An 18,672-nucleotide genomic window follows, 5' to 3' on the forward strand; every position below is an offset into this window, starting at 1 on the left:
TGAAAACGGCCAGGACTATTGTATTTCACAAGGTGGTTCAATGTTGTGTTTTATCTGCAAAAGGTTTTTGTAAACTGCTGATTGAGGCTGCAATTGTTTCCGCTTTTTGCTTAATCTGCTTTATACTGTCAGAATCGATATAATCCAGCCGTTCGGCAACTTGAAGATACGTTTCCAGTTCTGCAATGGAGCCGTTTGCAATGGAAAGATGATTGAAAAACTCTTTGGGATTTTGCATTGCCTGTCCCTTTGCAATAGTTGCCGGGATTGATGCAGCAGTGCGTTGTAACTGTCCAGCCAGCGCATCATTTTTCCCCTGCGGAATCTCTTTTGTAAGATTATAGCATTCTACTGCTAAGTCCATTGAGCTTTGCCACACTTCCAAATCGCGATAAGATTTACCGCTAATTGTCGTTGGAAGATTATCAGAGGATTGTCCGCGTTGCGGCGGCATTTGTCCTCCAGGCATAGGCTGTCCACGATGCGGGCCGTTTCCGGGTTGTCCTCCCATGTCAGGGCCTTTAGGCTGCATCGGACGTCCGCCCGTTGGCGACTGTCCATATCCACCTGGCATTTGTGGGGTTTTTCCTGTCGGTGGTTGTTCTTTGCTATCCACAATCTCAGAGACGGATGATTCATCGTCATCATCTATTTCATCTGATACATATTCCGTATCGCCACTCTTTTTGCCCTCGACGAACACGGGGATGGAAGATATTTCCACCGGAAGGGTTTTTCCTGAAGATATCAGAGTCTTTGTGTTAAAAATATTTTTTGATGCAGAGTGTAGCTGTTTTCCTTCAGAGACATTTGGTATCGCTTCCGTTACTGTATATTTGCTGTTTTCTGCGACTTTCAAGTCTATTGTCGTTTTCCCGTTTTCTTTTTCGTACCATAGCACATAAACGTCTTTCTCTGCCTGTGGGAATTTATATGCGTATATGCCGTTTTTGCCATTAGAGATTGCCGCTACATTGTTCCAATCTGAATTTTTAAGTTTTTCCGTCATTAGCCTGTAGGTATAGAATCCGAGTTTTTTCACTCCATATCCAGGATCGCCGGCGCAATTGCCGTCATATATCAAACCGGTGTATTCAAACATTGATTCACAATCAAATGGTGGCCAGCCTTCCACAAGCGCCCATGCCCAGAATACTTTTTTAATGCCATAACTGAGTGGATAGACATACCGTTTTATCACCTGAATTGCCTGACCCTTTTCTCCCTCTTTACTGCTGGCGCCCGTTTCGGTCATCCATACGTCAACATTAGTCAAGCCGCTTTCATCGAGGGCATTGCGTAATATTTTATAGGTGGTATAAGAATCTATAATGCTGTCGTCAAACCAGTGGAAATCAAATATATCGATAGAATCCTTGTCAAGCGCTCTAATTACCGGAAGCCAAAACTCATTTAATATTTCAGTCCTCATTTTTGGCGGTGGACTTACTATTCCACCACTAAGTACCTTTGCGTTTTTGTCTGCGCTTTTTATTGCGCTTGAAGTGATATTGATGAGTTCCACATATCCCTTCCATTCACTTCCTTTTTGGGTTTGACCGCCCATCCTGTCAGAGCCAGGTGGTTGCCCCCTTTGTCCGCCCATAAAGCCGGGTCCCTGTGGTCCGCCTCTTTGACCCATTCCAGGCGGTGGTCCACCTTGTCTTCCGGCGCCTGCCCCTTGTCCGCCAGCTCCAGGTCCACCACCTTGCTTCTTTTTAACCTGAATAACGGGTTCATTTTCAACCTGCCAGTATTTTACAGGATTTTTGAGCCCCGGCATATCGTCTTTGCCGTCTCCATCATATCGTTCTACAGCTTTTTTTACGAATTCAATGTAAGCCTCTTTTGCCTGTGGAACAATAAACTCCCATGTGCCAGGTCGTAATAGCTTTGTGTTAACATTAATGGTAACAACAATGTTCATTTCTTCAGGAATTCTCTTTAAAAAATTATCAGGGATCGTCCAGTTGTATTTTCCCTGTTGAATAGATTCTTTATCCCTCTGCACAAAAGACCAGTCTAAAACGGGGTTTGACTGACGTTCCCATTTAACGCCAAGTTCTATTGCGGTTGAATAAGGCGGATTATCTCCCGTGATGCCGTCAAATTCGAAATTCTTTCTTTTTGCCAGCATTTCCTCATTGCTTTTTCTTTTTGGTGGATAAAAGGAGGTGGTAAATCCAAAAGGAGAATCGAGAGCCGCCTCATCCCATGCATGAACAATTGATCCCTCGAAAAAACCGAAAGAGAATATCAGCAGAAGTGTCGTTATACTGCAAATAAATCGCTGTGCTTTTTGCAACATCATAAAGCCCTCCTAATTAATGTATGTTTTATTTTACCTTTAATAGATTCAGTTACAGATGCCATAGCCAGTACAATCCTGTCTAAAAACTGTAAAGACGGATTTAAATAAAATAAAGTTTTGACGTCATTGGCATTTGCAGGAAGAAGTGACTTTCCAGGTGATATAATGCCCTGTTTCATCGCAACACGGTATATTTCTGTGTCCGGTTCTAACCGTATCCATCCAATTTGGACGTTAACGTTTCTTTTTAAGATTTTCTTAGCCGCAAGAGAAAGGAATTTGTAAAAAAGCATTTTTATCATTCCAAAATAGGTTTCTCCGGGTGAGTTTATAAACATGGTAATAATAAATTTGGTATCCTTAATTACGGGATCAGTGGTAATGATTTTCAATATGTTCCAAACATCTCTTTCCTTTATGCCTTTTCTCAGAGAAATTAATGAAGATGTCGATAATCCGTCAGGTGAAAAAGAAATTCCGCTGCAGCCGGCGTTTTTTAATAAGTGTAAAAAATCTTTCGTAACGCCCCTTACATCTAGCCAGCACATCCACTTGATTTCATCCTGAAGATTCCGTTTCATTATTTCTTTACATATGCCGATGGCATGTTCCAGCGGTTTGTTGAAAAGGGAGTCGGCAAACATAAACTGCCGTATTCCGTACGAATGAAGTAGGTTTTCTATCTCGTCAACCACATTTGCAGGAGGTCGTGACCTCAAAAGGTTGCCGTTTAATGCCGGGTAGTTGCAATATGCGCATTTTAACGGACAACCCCTCTGGGTTTGAATTCCGATTGCAGCTTCTCCGTTTATATAGGGGATTGGATTAACAATATCTCTTCCTGGCGCCGGGAATTTTTCAAATTGGGGAAGTGTCCTTGTGCCTGTGTAATAAACAACCCCGTTTTTGCGGTAATATACGCCTTTCACTTTATCCGGATGGTCAAGATTGTCTGTAAGCTCAGATAATGTTTCCTCTCCTTCCAGATATACGCCATAATCTATTTCTGGATTGGTATTCATTATTTCCTGTGCAAACATTGAAAATCCGGTACCGCCGGCAACAATGTGGGTGGATGGGCATCTTTTTTTTATAGTGCGCAAAAGATGTTGAAAATCCCCGTAATAGTTTAGAGGGTTTTTCCTCGATTGATTGTCGATATTTCTTAGTGAAATACCAATTATCTGCGGACTAAACCCATTGATTTCTTTTATTAAATCATCGATTGGATTCAAAGAAAGATTCGGGTCGTAAATCCGTACTTCATGTTTGGTGAGAAAGCTTGCGATATATGAAATTCCCAATGGATATACCGGAGGGAAAACATCTCCTTTAAGATATGATTGTACTAATAAAATTTTCATATTGAGCAAAAAAGGAATTTTTTTATATTATTCAAGTGATAGTTAACAGGGAAATTTAATCGAAATAGCCAAGGTCCGTAAGCCGTTCTGCGATCTTTTGGCTGTCTTCATCGGAATAAACATCTTCATCTTCCGCTGCAAATGCACACGCTTTATCATCGTATTTCGCTGATTTTTCAGCAAGGAACTCTTCGGTAAATATCTCATTTAAAATTCTTCCGTCTATAGAATTTGGCACAGTAACATCCATTGTGTAAAGTACGGTAGGCAAAAGATCGATGATTTCAGCCTTCATGTTTGTAATGCCTTTTTTTACATGGGGAGATTTGTATACGAATATTCCATTCGGCGCATGATCTCCACACAATTGTTTGTAAGGTTGAATGACGCCGTGTTTCCCTCCGGATCTCAGTTTTTCGTAAAGAGTTTTTATGCTGTTATATTTCTCATTCCACATGATGATGAGATCCGGCGCCTTATCTAAATATTCACCGTAAAAAACCTCCTCTTTCCTGAAAATAGTTTTAATTACAGGTTTTCCATTTTCAGGATCGGCAAGAAGACTCAGCTTACGTATGATTTCTTCCCTTATTGATTCATACTCTTCTCCAAGGCTTACAATGCCATAGGGTTCTTTTCCTTTTACATTGATAAAAATGTTTCCCCATGTACCGAGGAAATAGGCGCGTGTTTTTGACCAGTCAATATAGTGGTCAAACAGGATTTTATCCGCTTTTTTCAGATATCTTCTTTTTAACCTCTTATAGAAATCTTTTATTTTTAAAACAGGAGATTCTTTCTTTAAAACAAGGAACCCGTTTTCAAGTAACCATCGGTTTACATCAACGCTTTTATATATTCCATGCATGCCGTGATCGGACATGGCAATAATGCTCGTTGATTCGTCTACCTTATCCAGGAGCCTGCCAATAGCATCGTCAACCCTTTTGTAAATAGTATATATAGCATTCTCCGTCCCTGGGGAATATCCAGGGTGTTTTTTGTCGTAATATCTCCAAAAAGAATGCTGCACCCTGTCTGTTGCAGTAAATACAACCATAAAAAAATCAACCGGGTATTTTTCCATCATGTAGAGGGCCGTCTTTTCCCGCGCCTCTATCATGTCAATCATATGAGCAATATATTTTCCAGGGTTGTTCATTAAAGCCGGGTTGTGCTCCATATCAACAATATAATTACCTATTGCCGCCTTTAATTCGTTTTTTAATGCTCCGGGATAGGTAAATTCGCTGTTTGTATCCGGTGTATCTAAACCGGAAATCATAAACCCGTTAACCTTATCAGGCGGGTATGTGCCTGGAATATTTATTATTGTTGTTGTATAGCCTTCCTGATTAAGATACCGCCAGATAGGCTGCGCTTTGCAATGGGTTCTGTTCATGAAATGAATACTTTGGTCTGTTTTCGATTTTTCTATAAAATCAAATATCCCATGTTTCCCTGGATTTACGCCGGTAAAGAAAGAAGGCCATGCTACAGGACTTACCGGCGGTACAGAAGATTCCAGGACGCCGGAACACCCATTGTCTATCAATGATTTTAAATGCGGCAACCTTCCCTGTTCCAGCCATGGGGCAACAATATCAAAAGTTGCGCCGTCAATGCCTATTACAAAAACCTTTTCATTATTCTTCATAAAATACCTTTACGAGTTTGAAACTGCATAAAATACTTTTGCGTTGCATGGTAAATAAATAATTGCTATAAAGCTTAAAAGTCAAACGGCAATCCGTAACAGATACTGTTTTTAGCAGATATTTTTTTTACTTTTGGAGATGTACTGTATCTGGATTGTATGAAGCGGCGAATATAACACAATTCCCAAAGACATTCCATTTTATATTTACATTTTCAGAATTATAACCAGAATATGTATCCTGCGCATATAACTCCCTCCAAAATAATCCATAAATTTATTGCTAAATTAAGCGATATCAATCTGCGTGAACTTCTTAAAAGCGGTTTTGTTTCTTTTGTTTTCAAGATCTCGGGAATACTGGCTTCTTATTTATTAATGTTGTTAATTACGAGGAAATATGGCGCTCATACCGCAGGGATATTCACCCTTTTTATTACATTTTTGAATATTTGCACCGTATTGGGCAGGCTTGGAATAGAGACTACATTATTAAGATTTATCGCCGAATATTCTTCTCAAAACAAAAATGCTCTTATTGCCGATATTTATGTGAAAGCGCTGAAAATAATTATTCCCGTTAGTGTTTTTATCAGTATCCTTTTATATTTCCTTTCTCCCTATATTGCCAGAAACCTGTTTAACAAAACATACCTGTCTGCATATTTTCAGATAGTATCATTCATGATACTTCCAATGGTTATTATCTTTATAAATTCAGAAAGTTTGCGGGCGCTGAAGAAGATTAAAGAATACGCATTTTTACAGGACCTGGCCATACCACTTTTTTCAGTGTTCCTACTGGTGATATTTCTCTTTTTCAGCAGAGGGAAATATATGCCGTTTGCTGCATATGCTGTAAGTATTTCTATGGTATTTTTTCTGTCGGTATTCCTATGGCTGAAGAAATTAAACGTTACTCGTGTGTTACCTGAAGCAGGCATGAAATACACAACTCTCTTTACTATATCATTGCCTATTTTAATATCGAACTCGTTATGTTTATTTATGGGATGGACGGATAAAATACTGCTTGGCGCTTTTAAAACGGAAAGTGATGTGGGAATTTACAATGTCGCTTTCAGATTATCAATGCTGGCAAGCATTCCCCTTTTCGCATTTAATAGTATTGCCGCGCCTAAGTTTGCCCAATTTTATGGGAATGGCGATATTGCATCCCTTGCAAAACTAGCCCGGCAGGTAACAAAACTTATTTTCTGGGTAACAACCCCAATACTGATTATGTTTTTTGTATTTCCATCATTTTTTCTCAAAATCTTTGGTGAAGAATTTGGGGCAGGGAAAAACGCCTTAATAATGATGACTGCCGGGCAGATGGTAAATATCATGTCGGGTCCCGTTGCATATATTTTAAACATGACGGGAAAACAAAAAATTTTCCGTAATATAATGTTTCTGGTAGCAATAATAAATATCACACTCAATGTATGGCTTATTCCTAAATATGGTATAAGCGGCACTGCATTTACAAATATGGTGAGTGTTATGCTGTTAAATATCTTGCTCTTTATTGCTGTCAGGTATTATTATAAATTCTCTACCTTTTCAATTACCAACGTTTTTAATATAAAGAGAGGGGCATGAGTTTCAGAGCAAAAGCTGACAGATTCTGCCACACCCCATATTTTAGTTCACAGGGATGTTAATTGTGGTTCCGCCGCCAGCATCTGTTTTGCCATGTGTCAATACGTCCTTTACCTGCGGATATAAAATTATACCGCTTTCAAAACCAATGATAGTGCTGATTATTTGCTGAAAATAAGAAAAATACCTTGCGACGTTTGCGATAACCATTGTTGGCACAAATATTATATCCCCGTGTTCCAGCATCATATTTTGAGAAAAATCCCCCTTCTTCCACACATCTTTTGTATTTAAGGCGTAAATCGTTGGTTTGCCTTCACCCCGTCTCATTAAAATTACATTTTCCAGTTTTGCGTTGCTTGTTGCTCCGCCTGCCCTGGAAATCGCTTCTATAACACTGATGTCCGTATCAAGCACAAAAAATCCAGGAGAATTAACCTCTCCGATCACGATGGTCTTTTTACTTTGTATGCTGGTAACATTAACCAGTACCTGCGGATCGACAATATAATGGGATAGCCTTTTTTCCAATTGTTCTCTGAGGTCAAAGGCGCCGACACCGGCAACCTGCACGTCTCCGATTAACGGGAACATGATTTTTCCCGAATTGTTTACCCTTACGGATCTTTGAAGATCGTCATGCCGGTAAACGGAGATTTCCACTGAATCGCCTACTCCCAGTATAAACTGGGATATCTTTATCGTATTTAACCGTTCGAATTCTTCACCTTGATCTACAGGCGCTGCAGGATTTTCGACGACAGGCTTTACCCCTGTGGAGGCGCAACCGTTTAAAAAAACTAAAAGCAAGATGAATGCTGTCAACAGCATCGGAGTGGTGCATTTTTCTTTGTCATACGTAACTGCACAAGTATTTACCGTTTTCATTTGAGTGTAACCTTTTTGTTAATTGTAATAGTTCACTTTGAATGTAAATTTACGAATATGTATTCGGCATAATACAGGTCGCTCCTACGGAGCTTTCTTTCTATTTTTGCACTAATCTCTACAAACAGATCGCTCCTATGGAGCTAATAGATAATATGTTTTTCAAAAACTAAATTGATACTTGGATTTTAACTTTAAATATTTTGCCAGAAAATGCAAAGAAATTACTTATAAGATATTAAATCTTACTTTATTAACCAGGGAAACTTAGCATGACGTCATCGATTATATATGTATTAAAATCTTTCCATCTGTCCTTTCGGAAGAAGCCTTGATTGCCTCCATTATTCCTGCAAAAGGGTATCTTGCAGTGATCATTTTGTCCAGCTTAAGCCGCCCGGTTGCGATAAGTTTAATAATGGAAGGAAAGATTGCGTATCCTGAATGCCCTCTTGCCCCAACAATTTTATTTGCGCCGGATACAAGATGATCCAGATGCATCGATGTTGTTGTCGCCGCGCGTCCAAGGTATATTATTTTACCGTTAATCGCCATGGATTTTTCCATTTCGGGAATGGTGGCAGGTGCTGCACCGGCTGCTTCTATTTGTATATCAGCGCCCCAGCCTTTTGTTATCTCCATTACCTTTTCTCCGGAAAGACAATCGCGCATTTTATTTGTGTTAAAAGCGTAGTCTGCCCCCATCTCTAATGCAATATTCGCCCTTTCATCTATTATGTCAAAGGCAATAATCTGGCTTGCGCCTGCAATCTTTGCTAATGCAATAGCGCCTAATCCAATAGGGCCTGTGCCATATACGACTACCGTGGCACCAGGCTGAAATCCGCCCCCAACAATAAACAGCCCATTGTATGCGCAGCCCACAGGTTCAATAAGGGCGCCAATATCAAATGCCTCGTCTTCTGAATATATTTCCCGAAAATCATTAATTTCCCAGCAATATCTTTCATTTATTGCAATATATTCCGCAAAAGCGCCGTCTGCGCTTAATCCCATTAATTTGATATATTTGCATTGATTGGGCGAACCACTCCTGCATGCATGGCACATGCCGCACCACATAATGCTTTCAGCGGCGATCCAATCGCCTTTACTGACGTTTCGCACATTTTTACCTGTCTGTTCCACTATTCCAGACAACTCATGTCCGATGATGCGGGGGAGTTCCGTCACGCCTGAGAATATGATATATCCGTCTTTATCAGTTTCGTAAAGATGGGTATCTGATCCGCAGATTCCGCAGCTTTTTATTCGCACAAGAATTTCGTCGTCTTGCAGGTTAGGTACCGAAACGTCTTTTACTTCAAATTGCGTATGCTGCCATACCTGGCTACCCACATTTGCCCGTTTTTTGGCCTGTTCTTCATTGCTTAACGGGTAGTTCTTTCTGGGATTCCATTCTCCATCCACAATCAGCGCTTTCATACATGCTCCAGGATTAAAATGTTTTTATTTATTTTACCGCTGCCGCTTTTGGGGATATCTTTCCTGATTTCGATTATTCTTGGGAGTTTATAATGAGGCAACCGGTCTTTACAAAAATTCAGGATTTCGTGTTCTTTTACATTCTCCCCCGGCTGAAGCACGGCAACTGCCTTTGGTATTTCTCCCCTCAATCTGTCTTTTACAGAAATAACCGCTATTTCTTTTATAGAAGGATGTTCCAGCAAAACGCGCTCAATTTCCTGCGGATACACCTTTAATCCGGCGACCTTCATCATCCCCGATTTTCTCTCTATAAAATAAAAATAGCCGTTTTCGTCCTTCATTCCAAGGTCGCCGCTGTGGTACCATCCGTCTTGAGAACAGGTATTGCCGGCATTGCCATAATAATTTTGCACAACTGCCGGTCCTTTGAAGATCATCTCTCCGATTTCTCCATGAGTAAGTTCATTATTATTTTCGTCAACAATTTTTATCTCATATGTTGGACATGGTTTCCCGATTGAGCGTTTTGGGATATCGTCGCCAGGGCGATTGGCAATAGCGATTCCGGTAGTTTCGGTACTGCCCCATACGGGAATAATCGGGACGCCTGTTTTTTGTTTAAATTTTTCTATAAGGTTTGTACGGGTGTACATGCCCCCGCTTTCCGGAATTCTGAGAGAACTAACATCAAACATTCCATGTTCGAGAACATCCAGTAAGTTTTCATACAAAGGGGCAAGGCCCATCATACAGGTTACTTTACAGGATGAAATTGCATTCGCTATTGATTTGGGATAAATCTTTTCAACAAGCGTAATCGTTCCACCAAGGAAAAGCGAACGGGCAAATATTTCATGGGGATGGGCAAAGGGGGCAAACATGCAAAGATGTATATCATCACTCTTCAATCCCAGTATGTCGATTGCGGCAATGGTATTCCAATATATGTTGGAATGTGTAGTTTCCGCCCCTTTTGAATTTCCCGTAGAGCCTGATGTATAATTTAAATAAACAACCTCATGCGTCTGAATGTCAAGATTAGGGTTATCTGTTTTCCCGCCGTTTATAATATCATTCCATGGTATGCCGCATCCCGTATATTCCCCCACAAGAATAATGGGTATATCGGTATTTTGAGGCAAGGCCCGAATTGCTTGTTCAATATGCGTGCTGTGGACTATCAAACACGCAGGCATAATATTTTTGAAAATGGCGCGTATGCCTTCTTCTGTCAGCTCGTAATTAATTGGCGCAACTATGGCCCCGGCTTTGGCGATTCCCATGAAGCTTATCACAAGTTCAGGAATTCTTGGGAGCATTAAACCTATCCGGTCGCCTCTTTTCACTCCTATGTTCAACAATTCATTTGCCAGGCTGTTTGCCAACGTGTTGTATCCATGGTAATTGATCTTTTTGTGATGATAGATGATGGCCGTTTTATTCGGAATCTCAGCGGCATAGCGTTCTAATATTTCCGGTAAAGTGCAACATACTTCTTTTATGTATTGCAATCCTTTCTGTCTTTTACGGAGCGGAAACCTGCTTTTTCTTTTCTTTGTTGTTAAGATGTTTTTAATCATTTCTCATCACCAATAGATTTTGACTTGTATAGTACTGACTAAAACATATTCGGACGTTTTCAAATAGTTTCCAGCAGAAGCTGATTTATTGGGTATATTATAATTTTATTTTTACTAAAGGATATGACGTCTGTCACATTTAAAAGAAATTATATCAATAAATTATTGGCATGTTCTCTTAAAATGACTTTTCTACCTTTGTAAGAGACAAGTGTATTGTTATCCTTAAGCACTTTAATAATTCTCGTGATTGTTTCCCGTGATGCCCCGACCATGCTGGCAATTTCTTTGTGAGTTGGTGCATGTGATATTTCAATGCCGGCATTTGTTTTTTCACCCTGCTCAAGTTTTAACTGTTGGAGTAATTGTATTGTTCTGCCGCAAACGTCCAAAAAAGCCAAACTTTCAATCTTCTTATTTGCATGTCTGAGCCTTGAGCATATTTCGGTAAATATTTTTGTCAATAAGCCTGGATAATTTGAAATAAGTTTGTGGAATTGATTTCTTGTAAACAAAAACAATGTGGTGTTTTCTACACAGACTGCGCTTACAGACCGTGTTTCATCGTCCATGAGCGACATTTCACCAAAAAAATCGCCTTCCTTTAAGAGCGAAAGCACGATCTCCTTGCCGTCTTCATTTAAAAGGGTAATTTTTACTTTTCCTGTGATTACAATATAAAATGTATCTCCATGATCGTGTTGATAAAAAATTACGTGGTCTTTTGGAAAACTCTTAGTAATGCCTGCTCTAAAAAGTGTTTTTAATTGCTCATTGGCGAGGCTATTAAATAACGGCACATTTTTTAAGTGTAAGTATATATTCGTTTCATACATAAATAATCAGGTAGTTAAGTGTAAAATTATCATGTCCTGCAGGTGTTTAATTATTTGGTATCGATTTAGCCATTCAGTAACACTTTAGTCTTTTGAAAAACCATTCCATTACGTTAGTTTGACCCATCCTACATACGGTTAAAATTTTTTAAAGAATACACGGGTATCTTCTCATATTTTTCGGGTTCTATATGATGGTCAATTATATAGTCAATTTTTTTTGTAACTTCAGGTTCAAGGTACTCGCTGCTACACTGGGAACATACCCCACGCGTGAGTATCTTCAAAAACGCAAAAATTCATCTCGTGACATTCACTATGCACAATCTTCTTATTTAAAAATTCAACATCACATTCCGGACATTGCATAAAAATTCAACTCCTTCTTCTACGGAAACCTCTTATCTTCTTTCTAAAAATAGGGGCATGGGGTGTATTATACGGCAGCAAATCTTTTGCCACGCACACTGTACTATGGGAGCATTCCCGATTTTTTGTAAGTGTTCATGGAGTCGGGGGCAAAACAACCCTGACAGGGTTTGAAACCCTGTCAGGGTTAACACTACTGTACGTTTTATTAAAACATGGCGGAAGTCACAAAAAATCGGGAATGCACCCCTGTACTATATATGCATGGCAAATTCTTTTTTAAAAAACCGGATTATTACCTATTTTAAAAGATACAACCTTCAATTCTTTTCTGTCATAATTATTTGTGAGAGGTCGGCTATTTTCTCCGAGTATAATTGATTAATTTCCCTTAACAGCAATAATCGATTATTGCGAATCTCCATGTCTTCAACATTTACAAAAACCTTTTCGAAAAACGCATGCACCGGTTCAGCAAAAACTTCGTTATACGTAAACGAGGCTTCAACATATTTCTTATCCTGAATCATGGTTCTGATTTTTGCTTCATTAGCGGTGTAAATTTCCCACAATTGCAGTTCTTCTTTTTCGTTTAATAAGTTTGTACTAACCATCCCCTCGCCTTTTACCTTTTTGCTTATGTTGAATGTCCTTTCCACCACAGATACCAGGTCTGGCCAGTATTTTTCTTTTGAAAGCATGGAAACGTCCTTTAATCTCTGTAAAAAATCATACATATCGTCAAACCCTGCGCCCGCATTCAAAACAGCGTTTACGAGATCATGACTACAGCCCTTTTCAATATTTGTATGGAATAATCGCTCTCTGAAGAAGTTCTTTATTTCCGGTATTAATTTGTCAGAAGTAAATAAAGAGCTTTGTGTCTGGGACATGAGTATGGATAATGACTGGCCAAGAACTTCTTCAAGCATCAAGGTGAATCCATGCTCCTCTATGATACGAATTATTCCGTAGGCATGGCGCCTCAGAGAATAAGGATCCTGCGACCCCGTTGGATGCAATCCAAGGGCAAAACAACCGGATATCGTATCAAACTTATCGGCAAGTCCAACGATAGCGCCGATTATTGAAGACGGGATTTTATCCGCTGCAAAGCGGGGCAGATAATGCTCTTCTATCGCCAGTGCAACAGCGGGTTCTTCTCCGTCCCATGCGGCATATTCCCTGCCCATAATTCCCTGTAATGATGGGAATTCGCCAACCATCTGGGTGAGGAGGTCTGTCTTGCATAGTAGTGCTGCGCGTTTTGCAGCATCAATATCAGCAATACTAAAATCGGGATGATTAAATCTGATTAATTGTTTTGACAGGTAATCGGTCAGGGCAACAATCCTGCCGGTTCTCTCGTAGTAATTGCCGAGTTTTTCAAGGAAGACAAGCTGTTTTAAGTCTTCTACACGTTTTTCAAGGGGAATTTTTCTGTCTTCTTTCCAGAAAAATCTTGCGTCATAAAGCCTCGCTTTCAGAACACGTTCATTGCCCTGTATGGGGTAGTTTTCGTTAGGTTCGTCGCGGTTCAGCGCCACGATGAATTTATTTATCAGCTTTCCGTCTGCTTTTTTAACAGGAAAGTATCTCTGGTGTTCTTTCATTGCCGTCTCTATCACTATATCGGGAATATCAAGAAATTTATCGTCGAAACTGCATGTTACGGCATTGGGATATTCTACCAGATTGGCAACCTCATCCAGCAATGATTCATCATCAAATGTTGCCCCGTGCTGTTTCATTAGTTTCGTTATTTTTTCTTTCAGTATATTGCGCCTTTCCGGTATATCTACAATAACTTTCTCCTGTTTAAGCAACTGCTTATACTGCTCCCAGTCTGCAACCTGGATTTCAATCTTTTTCCCTGACAGAAAAGGGTGACCTGAAAAAACATTTCCCGCCTTTATGCCATTTATCTCAAGCGGAACAACCTTATTGCCGAATAATGCAAGGAGGGAGCGTATCGGCCTGGCGAAAAAAAGGTTGTTGGTTTTCCATTTCATTGATTTCGGGAAGGATGTTTTTTGAATAATTTCTTCCAGAATGCCAGGCAATAGATGCAGCGTCTTTTCCCCCGTAATCTGTTTTATTGCAATACAATATTCTCCCTTTGCGGTTTTTTTTGTTTGGAGGGTGTTGCTCTCTATGCCTTGTGATTTTGCGAACCCTAAGCCCGCCTTTGTAAGATTTCCCGCCTTATCAAAGGCAATTGCAACAGAAGGGCCTTGTATTTCTTCTGTGACGCTTTCCTGTTCTTCCGGCAGGCCTTTGATAAAAACTACCAGCCTCCTTGGTGTTCCCGTACAGTAAATGCTTTGAAATGTCAGACGGAAATATTTGAAACGTTCACCGAATAATGTTTTTATCTGATTGAGTGCGGGCGTTATATAACCGGCAGGAATTTCTTCAGTACCTATTTCAAAAAGCAGATCAGTCATTGTTAGAGTCGGAATATATGTTTTCTGTTAACCCCTTTTAAAGCATTGCGGGTATCCACTATTAACTTTGAATGGGAGACGATTAAGTCGTAATCAAAACAGCAGTGATCCGTTACGATAACACTGCAATCAATTTTTGAAAAAAATTCTTTTGTGTGCGTCTTTGATTTTGTGCAAAGACCGTGATAGTTGATTTCCGGGATATACGGGTCAGAATATGTCAATTTCGCCCCCTTGTTTTTTAATTGATGCATTATTTCCAATGCGGGGGACTCCCGGATATCGCCGACGTCTTTTTTATAAGCAACCCCGAGGATATGTATTGCAGAACCTTTTACACTTTTTTCAAAATTGTTTAGCGCATCGGTAATTTTTTCCACAACAAATTCAGGCATTGCACTGTTAATTTGGTCGGCAAGCGCAACAAAACGCAATTCGAAGCCATTTTTTTTCGCAACCCAGGACAGATATAACGGATCTATCGGTATGCAATGCCCACCCAGACCAGGTCCGGGATAAAACGACATGAATCCAAATGGTTTTGTCCTGGCAGCGTCAATCACTTCCCAGACGTCTATCCCAATCCTTTCTGCCATGACGGCAATTTCATTTACAAGCGCTATGTTTACGCTGCGAAAGGTATTTTCCAGTAATTTCACCATTTCTGCAACCTTTGTGGATGTAACGGGGACAATTTTTTCAACGATCTGTCCATACAAACTCATGGCTAGCTCTGTGCATTGTTTTGTAACGCCGCCCACAACTTTGGGAACATTCCTGATACTGTAAACTTTGTTCCCCGGATCAACCCGTTCCGGTGAAAAGGCAAGATAGAAATCCTTTCCGACCCGGAGTGTATCACCCTCTAATATCGGCAAGACCAACTCCTCGGTTGTACCGGGATAGGTGGTGCTTTCCAATACCAAAAGCTGACCCTTGCGCATGTGCTTTTTTATCTCCTGGCTGACATTAATAATGTAAGACATGTCGGGGTCTTTCGTTTTTGTTAAAGGAGTTGGCACGCATATACTTATGGCGTCAAGTGTAGATATGGCAGAGGCGTCATCAGTTACAAGAAAAAGTCTTTTTTCTACAAATTGCGCAATATCTTCGTCTTTGACATCCCCAATATATGATTTTCCCCTGTTCAGAGAGGCGACATGGTCTTTGTTTCTATCAATGCCTGTCACACAGTATCCGCTGCGCACAAACTCAAGCGCAAGGGGAAGGCCGACATAACCAAGACCAATTATGCCTATTTTTGCCTTTTTTGTTTTAATTTTTTCCAGCAATTTTTCCATGATTAAAAATTGGTAATAATTTAGGGACGCATTGCATACGTCTGGAAACTGCTGTGAGTAAAGAAAATGTTGACACAACAAAGAGACGCATGCAATGCGTCTCTACTAAAATATTGAAATTCCTATACATAAATTTAGATTTTTGAAAAATCGAGGGGACATCAAAAAATATTACTATATTGTAGTTTGTAAGGGACAAGATAATAGTTAGTTAAGTAAAAAATTGCAACAAAAAAAAATGATTACAAGAAAATTTATACCATACTGTAATGAGAGTGGTTTTTTCCTCCGTATAACATGTGATAGATTCCAATTTCAAGCCGGCATAAGACAGAAGTTATGTGACAAAGTCAATGTTGGAAACAGGCGCTTCATTATATCCCGGATTGTTTTCAGTGCTTTGCGGTTTTGAATGCACCGTATGTGGTTGTTCCGGTTCGCCTTCGGTGCTTACCCCGGACTTGTTTGAGTTGTTTGTTGATTGTATTTTGGTTCTCTTAAGGATAGATTCTTTTTTGGGATCATACTTTGGGGCGAGAACTGCGATATGTGCTGCAATGGCGGTATAATTTGTGCTTCCCGTCGCATTTAACATGATAATTTCTTTTTAAAATTGTCTGTCTTACTGTTTTGCGGAATAAATTTGACATTCAATGCTACCGGATTTATCGGCAGAATAGAGGTGGGTATTAGTGAATTTATGTTGCAGCATTTTACCGTTATGTATTTTTATGAGTTGTTTCGTTCCCTCCGTTTTTTGAAAATTATAATTGCTCATATATCCCGGTCTTTCTCACCATAAAAAAATGCATACCCATAAAGAGCATCATTGCAAGCGGAATACCGGCAATGTGTAATGTGTAAAAACAAGTAAGTTGGAATTTCGATAATTCCGCGGCAGTATTTGCCTTTAAAAAACTGCCGGTGTAATACATGAGCAGTGTTAAAATAAGGAGGTTTGCCCCAGATACCCAGTGTAATTCCCTTGGATGCCGGTAAATTCCTTTAAAATAAATCCTGAGCATATGGCTGAAAACCATTCCAATCATAATATGCGGTCCAACGGAATGTATGCGCTGAATCAACCATCCATACGGAACACTATGGCTCACACGCTGAAAACTTGCTGCCGCTTCATTCGGGCTGGGAATAAAATAGAACATAAGAAATATGCCTGTTCCCAACTGGATTAAAAAAGCAAGCAGCGATAATCCACCCATGCACCCTAACCAACTTAATCCTTTAGGGATCAGTTTCCTGGTTATGTTTGTTTCGATGATTTCCTTTAAAATACCCGTGTTTTGGGATTCATTTCCCGATACGCCTGGTTTAGACATGTAATTCCTGCAACCTCCTGACAATATAGCCAAACAAATATGGTCTGACTTCCGACTTCTGACTTCTGGCCTCTGACCATAGATTTGTTTGACTGTAGTTAGCCATCTGATACTTTTGATAAAATTATCCCTAACACCATGCAAAGGTGGTCGATGTCGTTTTGTGTAATCACCAGAGGTGGTTGGAATGTGAGTACATTTCTTGATATACCTGTCCTGCCCGCAAGGATCCCCAGATCCTTTAACTGTTCCAAAATATTATCTGTTTCGTCAAACGCCGGGATTTTATCCTCTTTTACCAGCTCCACGCCCAGCATAAGGCCCATCCCTCTGACGTCGCCGATAATGCGGTATTTTTGCTGCAAATCGTTCAATGCGTTTTTAAAATAATCGCCCAGTTCTTTTGCCTTCTCAACAAGACGATAATTCTCAATGACGTCAATTGTGGCAAGTGCGGCGGTTGCTGATACGGGATTTCCCCCGGTTGTTGAAGCCCCGGGCCTGGTATATGCCGACGCAACAGCGTCATTGGTAATAAAAGCGCCCAGGGGTGTTCCGTTCGCCAATGCCTTTGCCATACACATAATATCAGGCACAACGTCCCAATGTTCAATGGCAAACATTTTTCCGGTACGGCCAAAACCCGTCTGCACTTCATCTGTTATCAGGAGTACCTTATATTTATTGAGAATCTCCCTTATGAGTTGAAAATACTCTGGAGGCGGTGTAATAATTCCCCCGTTTCCCTGTATAGGTTCAATTATTAAGGCGGCAAAATCTCCATCCCGTACAACATCCTCAAGACGTCTGGCGCACTTTAAATCGCAATTGGGATAGGTAAGGCCGTAGGCGCAGCGGTAACAGTATGCAGCGGGGATGTGTGTCACATTACCGGATGGATACGGATCTGTCCTCCACATGGGAATGCCGGTAAGGTTCATCGTCAGCTTTGTACGTCCGTGAAGACCCTGCTCAATAGCGACAAATTTGCTCTTTTTCGTAAATAACTGTGAGATAAGCGCAGCGCCTTCATTTGCCTCTGACCCGCTTGCGCAGAAAAACGACCGCTTTAGATTTCCCGGGGTAATCTCCGATAACTTCTCCGCAAGGTCTGCAATGGGTTGTGTCAGGTATATTGTCGTAGTATGTTGCAGCGTGTTTACCTGTGCACATATTTTTTCAACAATTTCAGGATTGCAATGCCCCGCATTCATCACCGAGACGCCGCCATAAAGATCCAGATATTTTTTCCCTTTATGGTCATAAAGATATTGCATCTCTCCCCGGACGATCTGCATCGGCTTTTTATAAAAATGATAGACACAAGGAATAAGATATTCCTGTTTCTTTTGAAGAATGGCTTCAGGTCCTATGTAGTTCACCGTTGTATGCCTCCGATTACTATTGAAATAATGTAAGTGCGCGATTTAATTTGAAATTACTAAGCTGGCATAGCAAGAGATGAACAAGCGAGAGAACAATCCTCAGTCCTCAGTCCTCGATCGGCAATTTGCCGACTGCATTAAGA

Annotated in this window: 13 protein-coding genes; 1 reads left to right on the top strand and 12 read right to left on the bottom strand. The window is 40.3% G+C overall.

What is annotated here, in order from left to right; translation table 11 throughout:
• Nucleotides 1–37: 37 nt before the first annotated feature.
• Genes QZT26_RS03175 through QZT26_RS03185 form a run of 3 tightly spaced genes read right to left on the bottom strand, consistent with a single transcriptional unit; the run spans nt 38 to nt 5,332 of the window.
• Nucleotides 38–2,311: a four helix bundle protein gene (locus tag QZT26_RS03175; protein WP_295100576.1), complete on the bottom strand. Its 2,274-nt coding sequence runs from the start codon at nt 2,309–2,311 to the stop codon at nt 38–40.
• Complete coding sequence (locus QZT26_RS03180) at nt 2,308–3,675, bottom strand: cobalamin-dependent protein (RefSeq protein ID WP_295100580.1); 1,368 nt, start codon at nt 3,673–3,675, stop codon at nt 2,308–2,310. The genes QZT26_RS03175 and QZT26_RS03180 overlap by 4 nt, the downstream gene beginning before the upstream one ends.
• A gap of 55 nt (nt 3,676–3,730) precedes the next feature.
• Nucleotides 3,731–5,332: an alkaline phosphatase family protein gene (locus QZT26_RS03185; protein WP_295100584.1), complete on the bottom strand. Its 1,602-nt coding sequence runs from the start codon at nt 5,330–5,332 to the stop codon at nt 3,731–3,733.
• 234 nt (nt 5,333–5,566) lie between these two features.
• Between QZT26_RS03185 and QZT26_RS03190 the strand changes: the two genes are divergently transcribed.
• On the top strand, nt 5,567–6,937 hold the full coding sequence (locus QZT26_RS03190; RefSeq protein WP_099326234.1) for a flippase: 1,371 nt from the start codon (nt 5,567–5,569) through the stop codon (nt 6,935–6,937).
• Between the two features lie 42 nt (nt 6,938–6,979).
• Here the strand turns inward: QZT26_RS03190 and QZT26_RS03195 are convergent, their stop codons facing one another.
• The 9 genes from QZT26_RS03195 to QZT26_RS03235 form a co-directional block, all read right to left on the bottom strand.
• On the bottom strand, nt 6,980–7,825 hold the full coding sequence (locus QZT26_RS03195) for a polysaccharide biosynthesis/export family protein (RefSeq protein ID WP_099326235.1): 846 nt from the start codon (nt 7,823–7,825) through the stop codon (nt 6,980–6,982).
• A 285-nt stretch (nt 7,826–8,110) separates the two neighbouring features.
• A complete protein-coding gene (gene iolM, locus QZT26_RS03200; protein ID WP_099326236.1) occupies nt 8,111–9,271 on the bottom strand; it encodes a scyllo-inosose 3-dehydrogenase in 1,161 nt (386 codons plus the stop codon).
• Nucleotides 9,268–10,854, bottom strand: coding sequence for an AMP-binding protein (locus QZT26_RS03205; protein WP_295100589.1), 1,587 nt, complete (start codon nt 10,852–10,854; stop codon nt 9,268–9,270). Before QZT26_RS03205 ends, iolM begins: the two co-directional genes overlap by 4 nt.
• 149 nt (nt 10,855–11,003) lie before the next feature.
• Entirely contained in the window at nt 11,004–11,690 is a 687-nt protein-coding gene (locus QZT26_RS03210) for a Crp/Fnr family transcriptional regulator (RefSeq protein WP_099326238.1), read from the bottom strand.
• 689 nt (nt 11,691–12,379) lie between these two features.
• Nucleotides 12,380–14,506, bottom strand: a complete 2,127-nt coding sequence (gene glyS / locus QZT26_RS03215) for a glycine--tRNA ligase subunit beta (protein ID WP_295100592.1) — start codon at nt 14,504–14,506, stop codon at nt 12,380–12,382.
• 2 nt (nt 14,507–14,508) lie between these two features.
• Nucleotides 14,509–15,807 (bottom strand): nucleotide sugar dehydrogenase, encoded by a 1,299-nt coding sequence (locus QZT26_RS03220; protein WP_099326240.1) that lies wholly within the window; start codon nt 15,805–15,807, stop codon nt 14,509–14,511.
• Between the two features lie 337 nt (nt 15,808–16,144).
• Complete coding sequence (locus QZT26_RS03225) at nt 16,145–16,402, bottom strand: hypothetical protein (protein WP_099326241.1); 258 nt, start codon at nt 16,400–16,402, stop codon at nt 16,145–16,147.
• Between the two features lie 169 nt (nt 16,403–16,571).
• A complete protein-coding gene (locus QZT26_RS03230) occupies nt 16,572–17,144 on the bottom strand; it encodes a cytochrome b N-terminal domain-containing protein (RefSeq protein ID WP_099326242.1) in 573 nt (190 codons plus the stop codon).
• Nucleotides 17,145–17,242: 98 nt separating this feature from the next.
• Nucleotides 17,243–18,526, bottom strand: coding sequence for an aspartate aminotransferase family protein (locus QZT26_RS03235; protein ID WP_230408008.1), 1,284 nt, complete (start codon nt 18,524–18,526; stop codon nt 17,243–17,245).
• Between the last annotated feature and the right edge of the window lie 146 nt (nt 18,527–18,672).

This window comes from uncultured Candidatus Kuenenia sp., assembly GCF_900696675.1.
GTDB lineage: Bacteria > Planctomycetota > Brocadiia > Brocadiales > Brocadiaceae > Kuenenia > Kuenenia stuttgartiensis_A.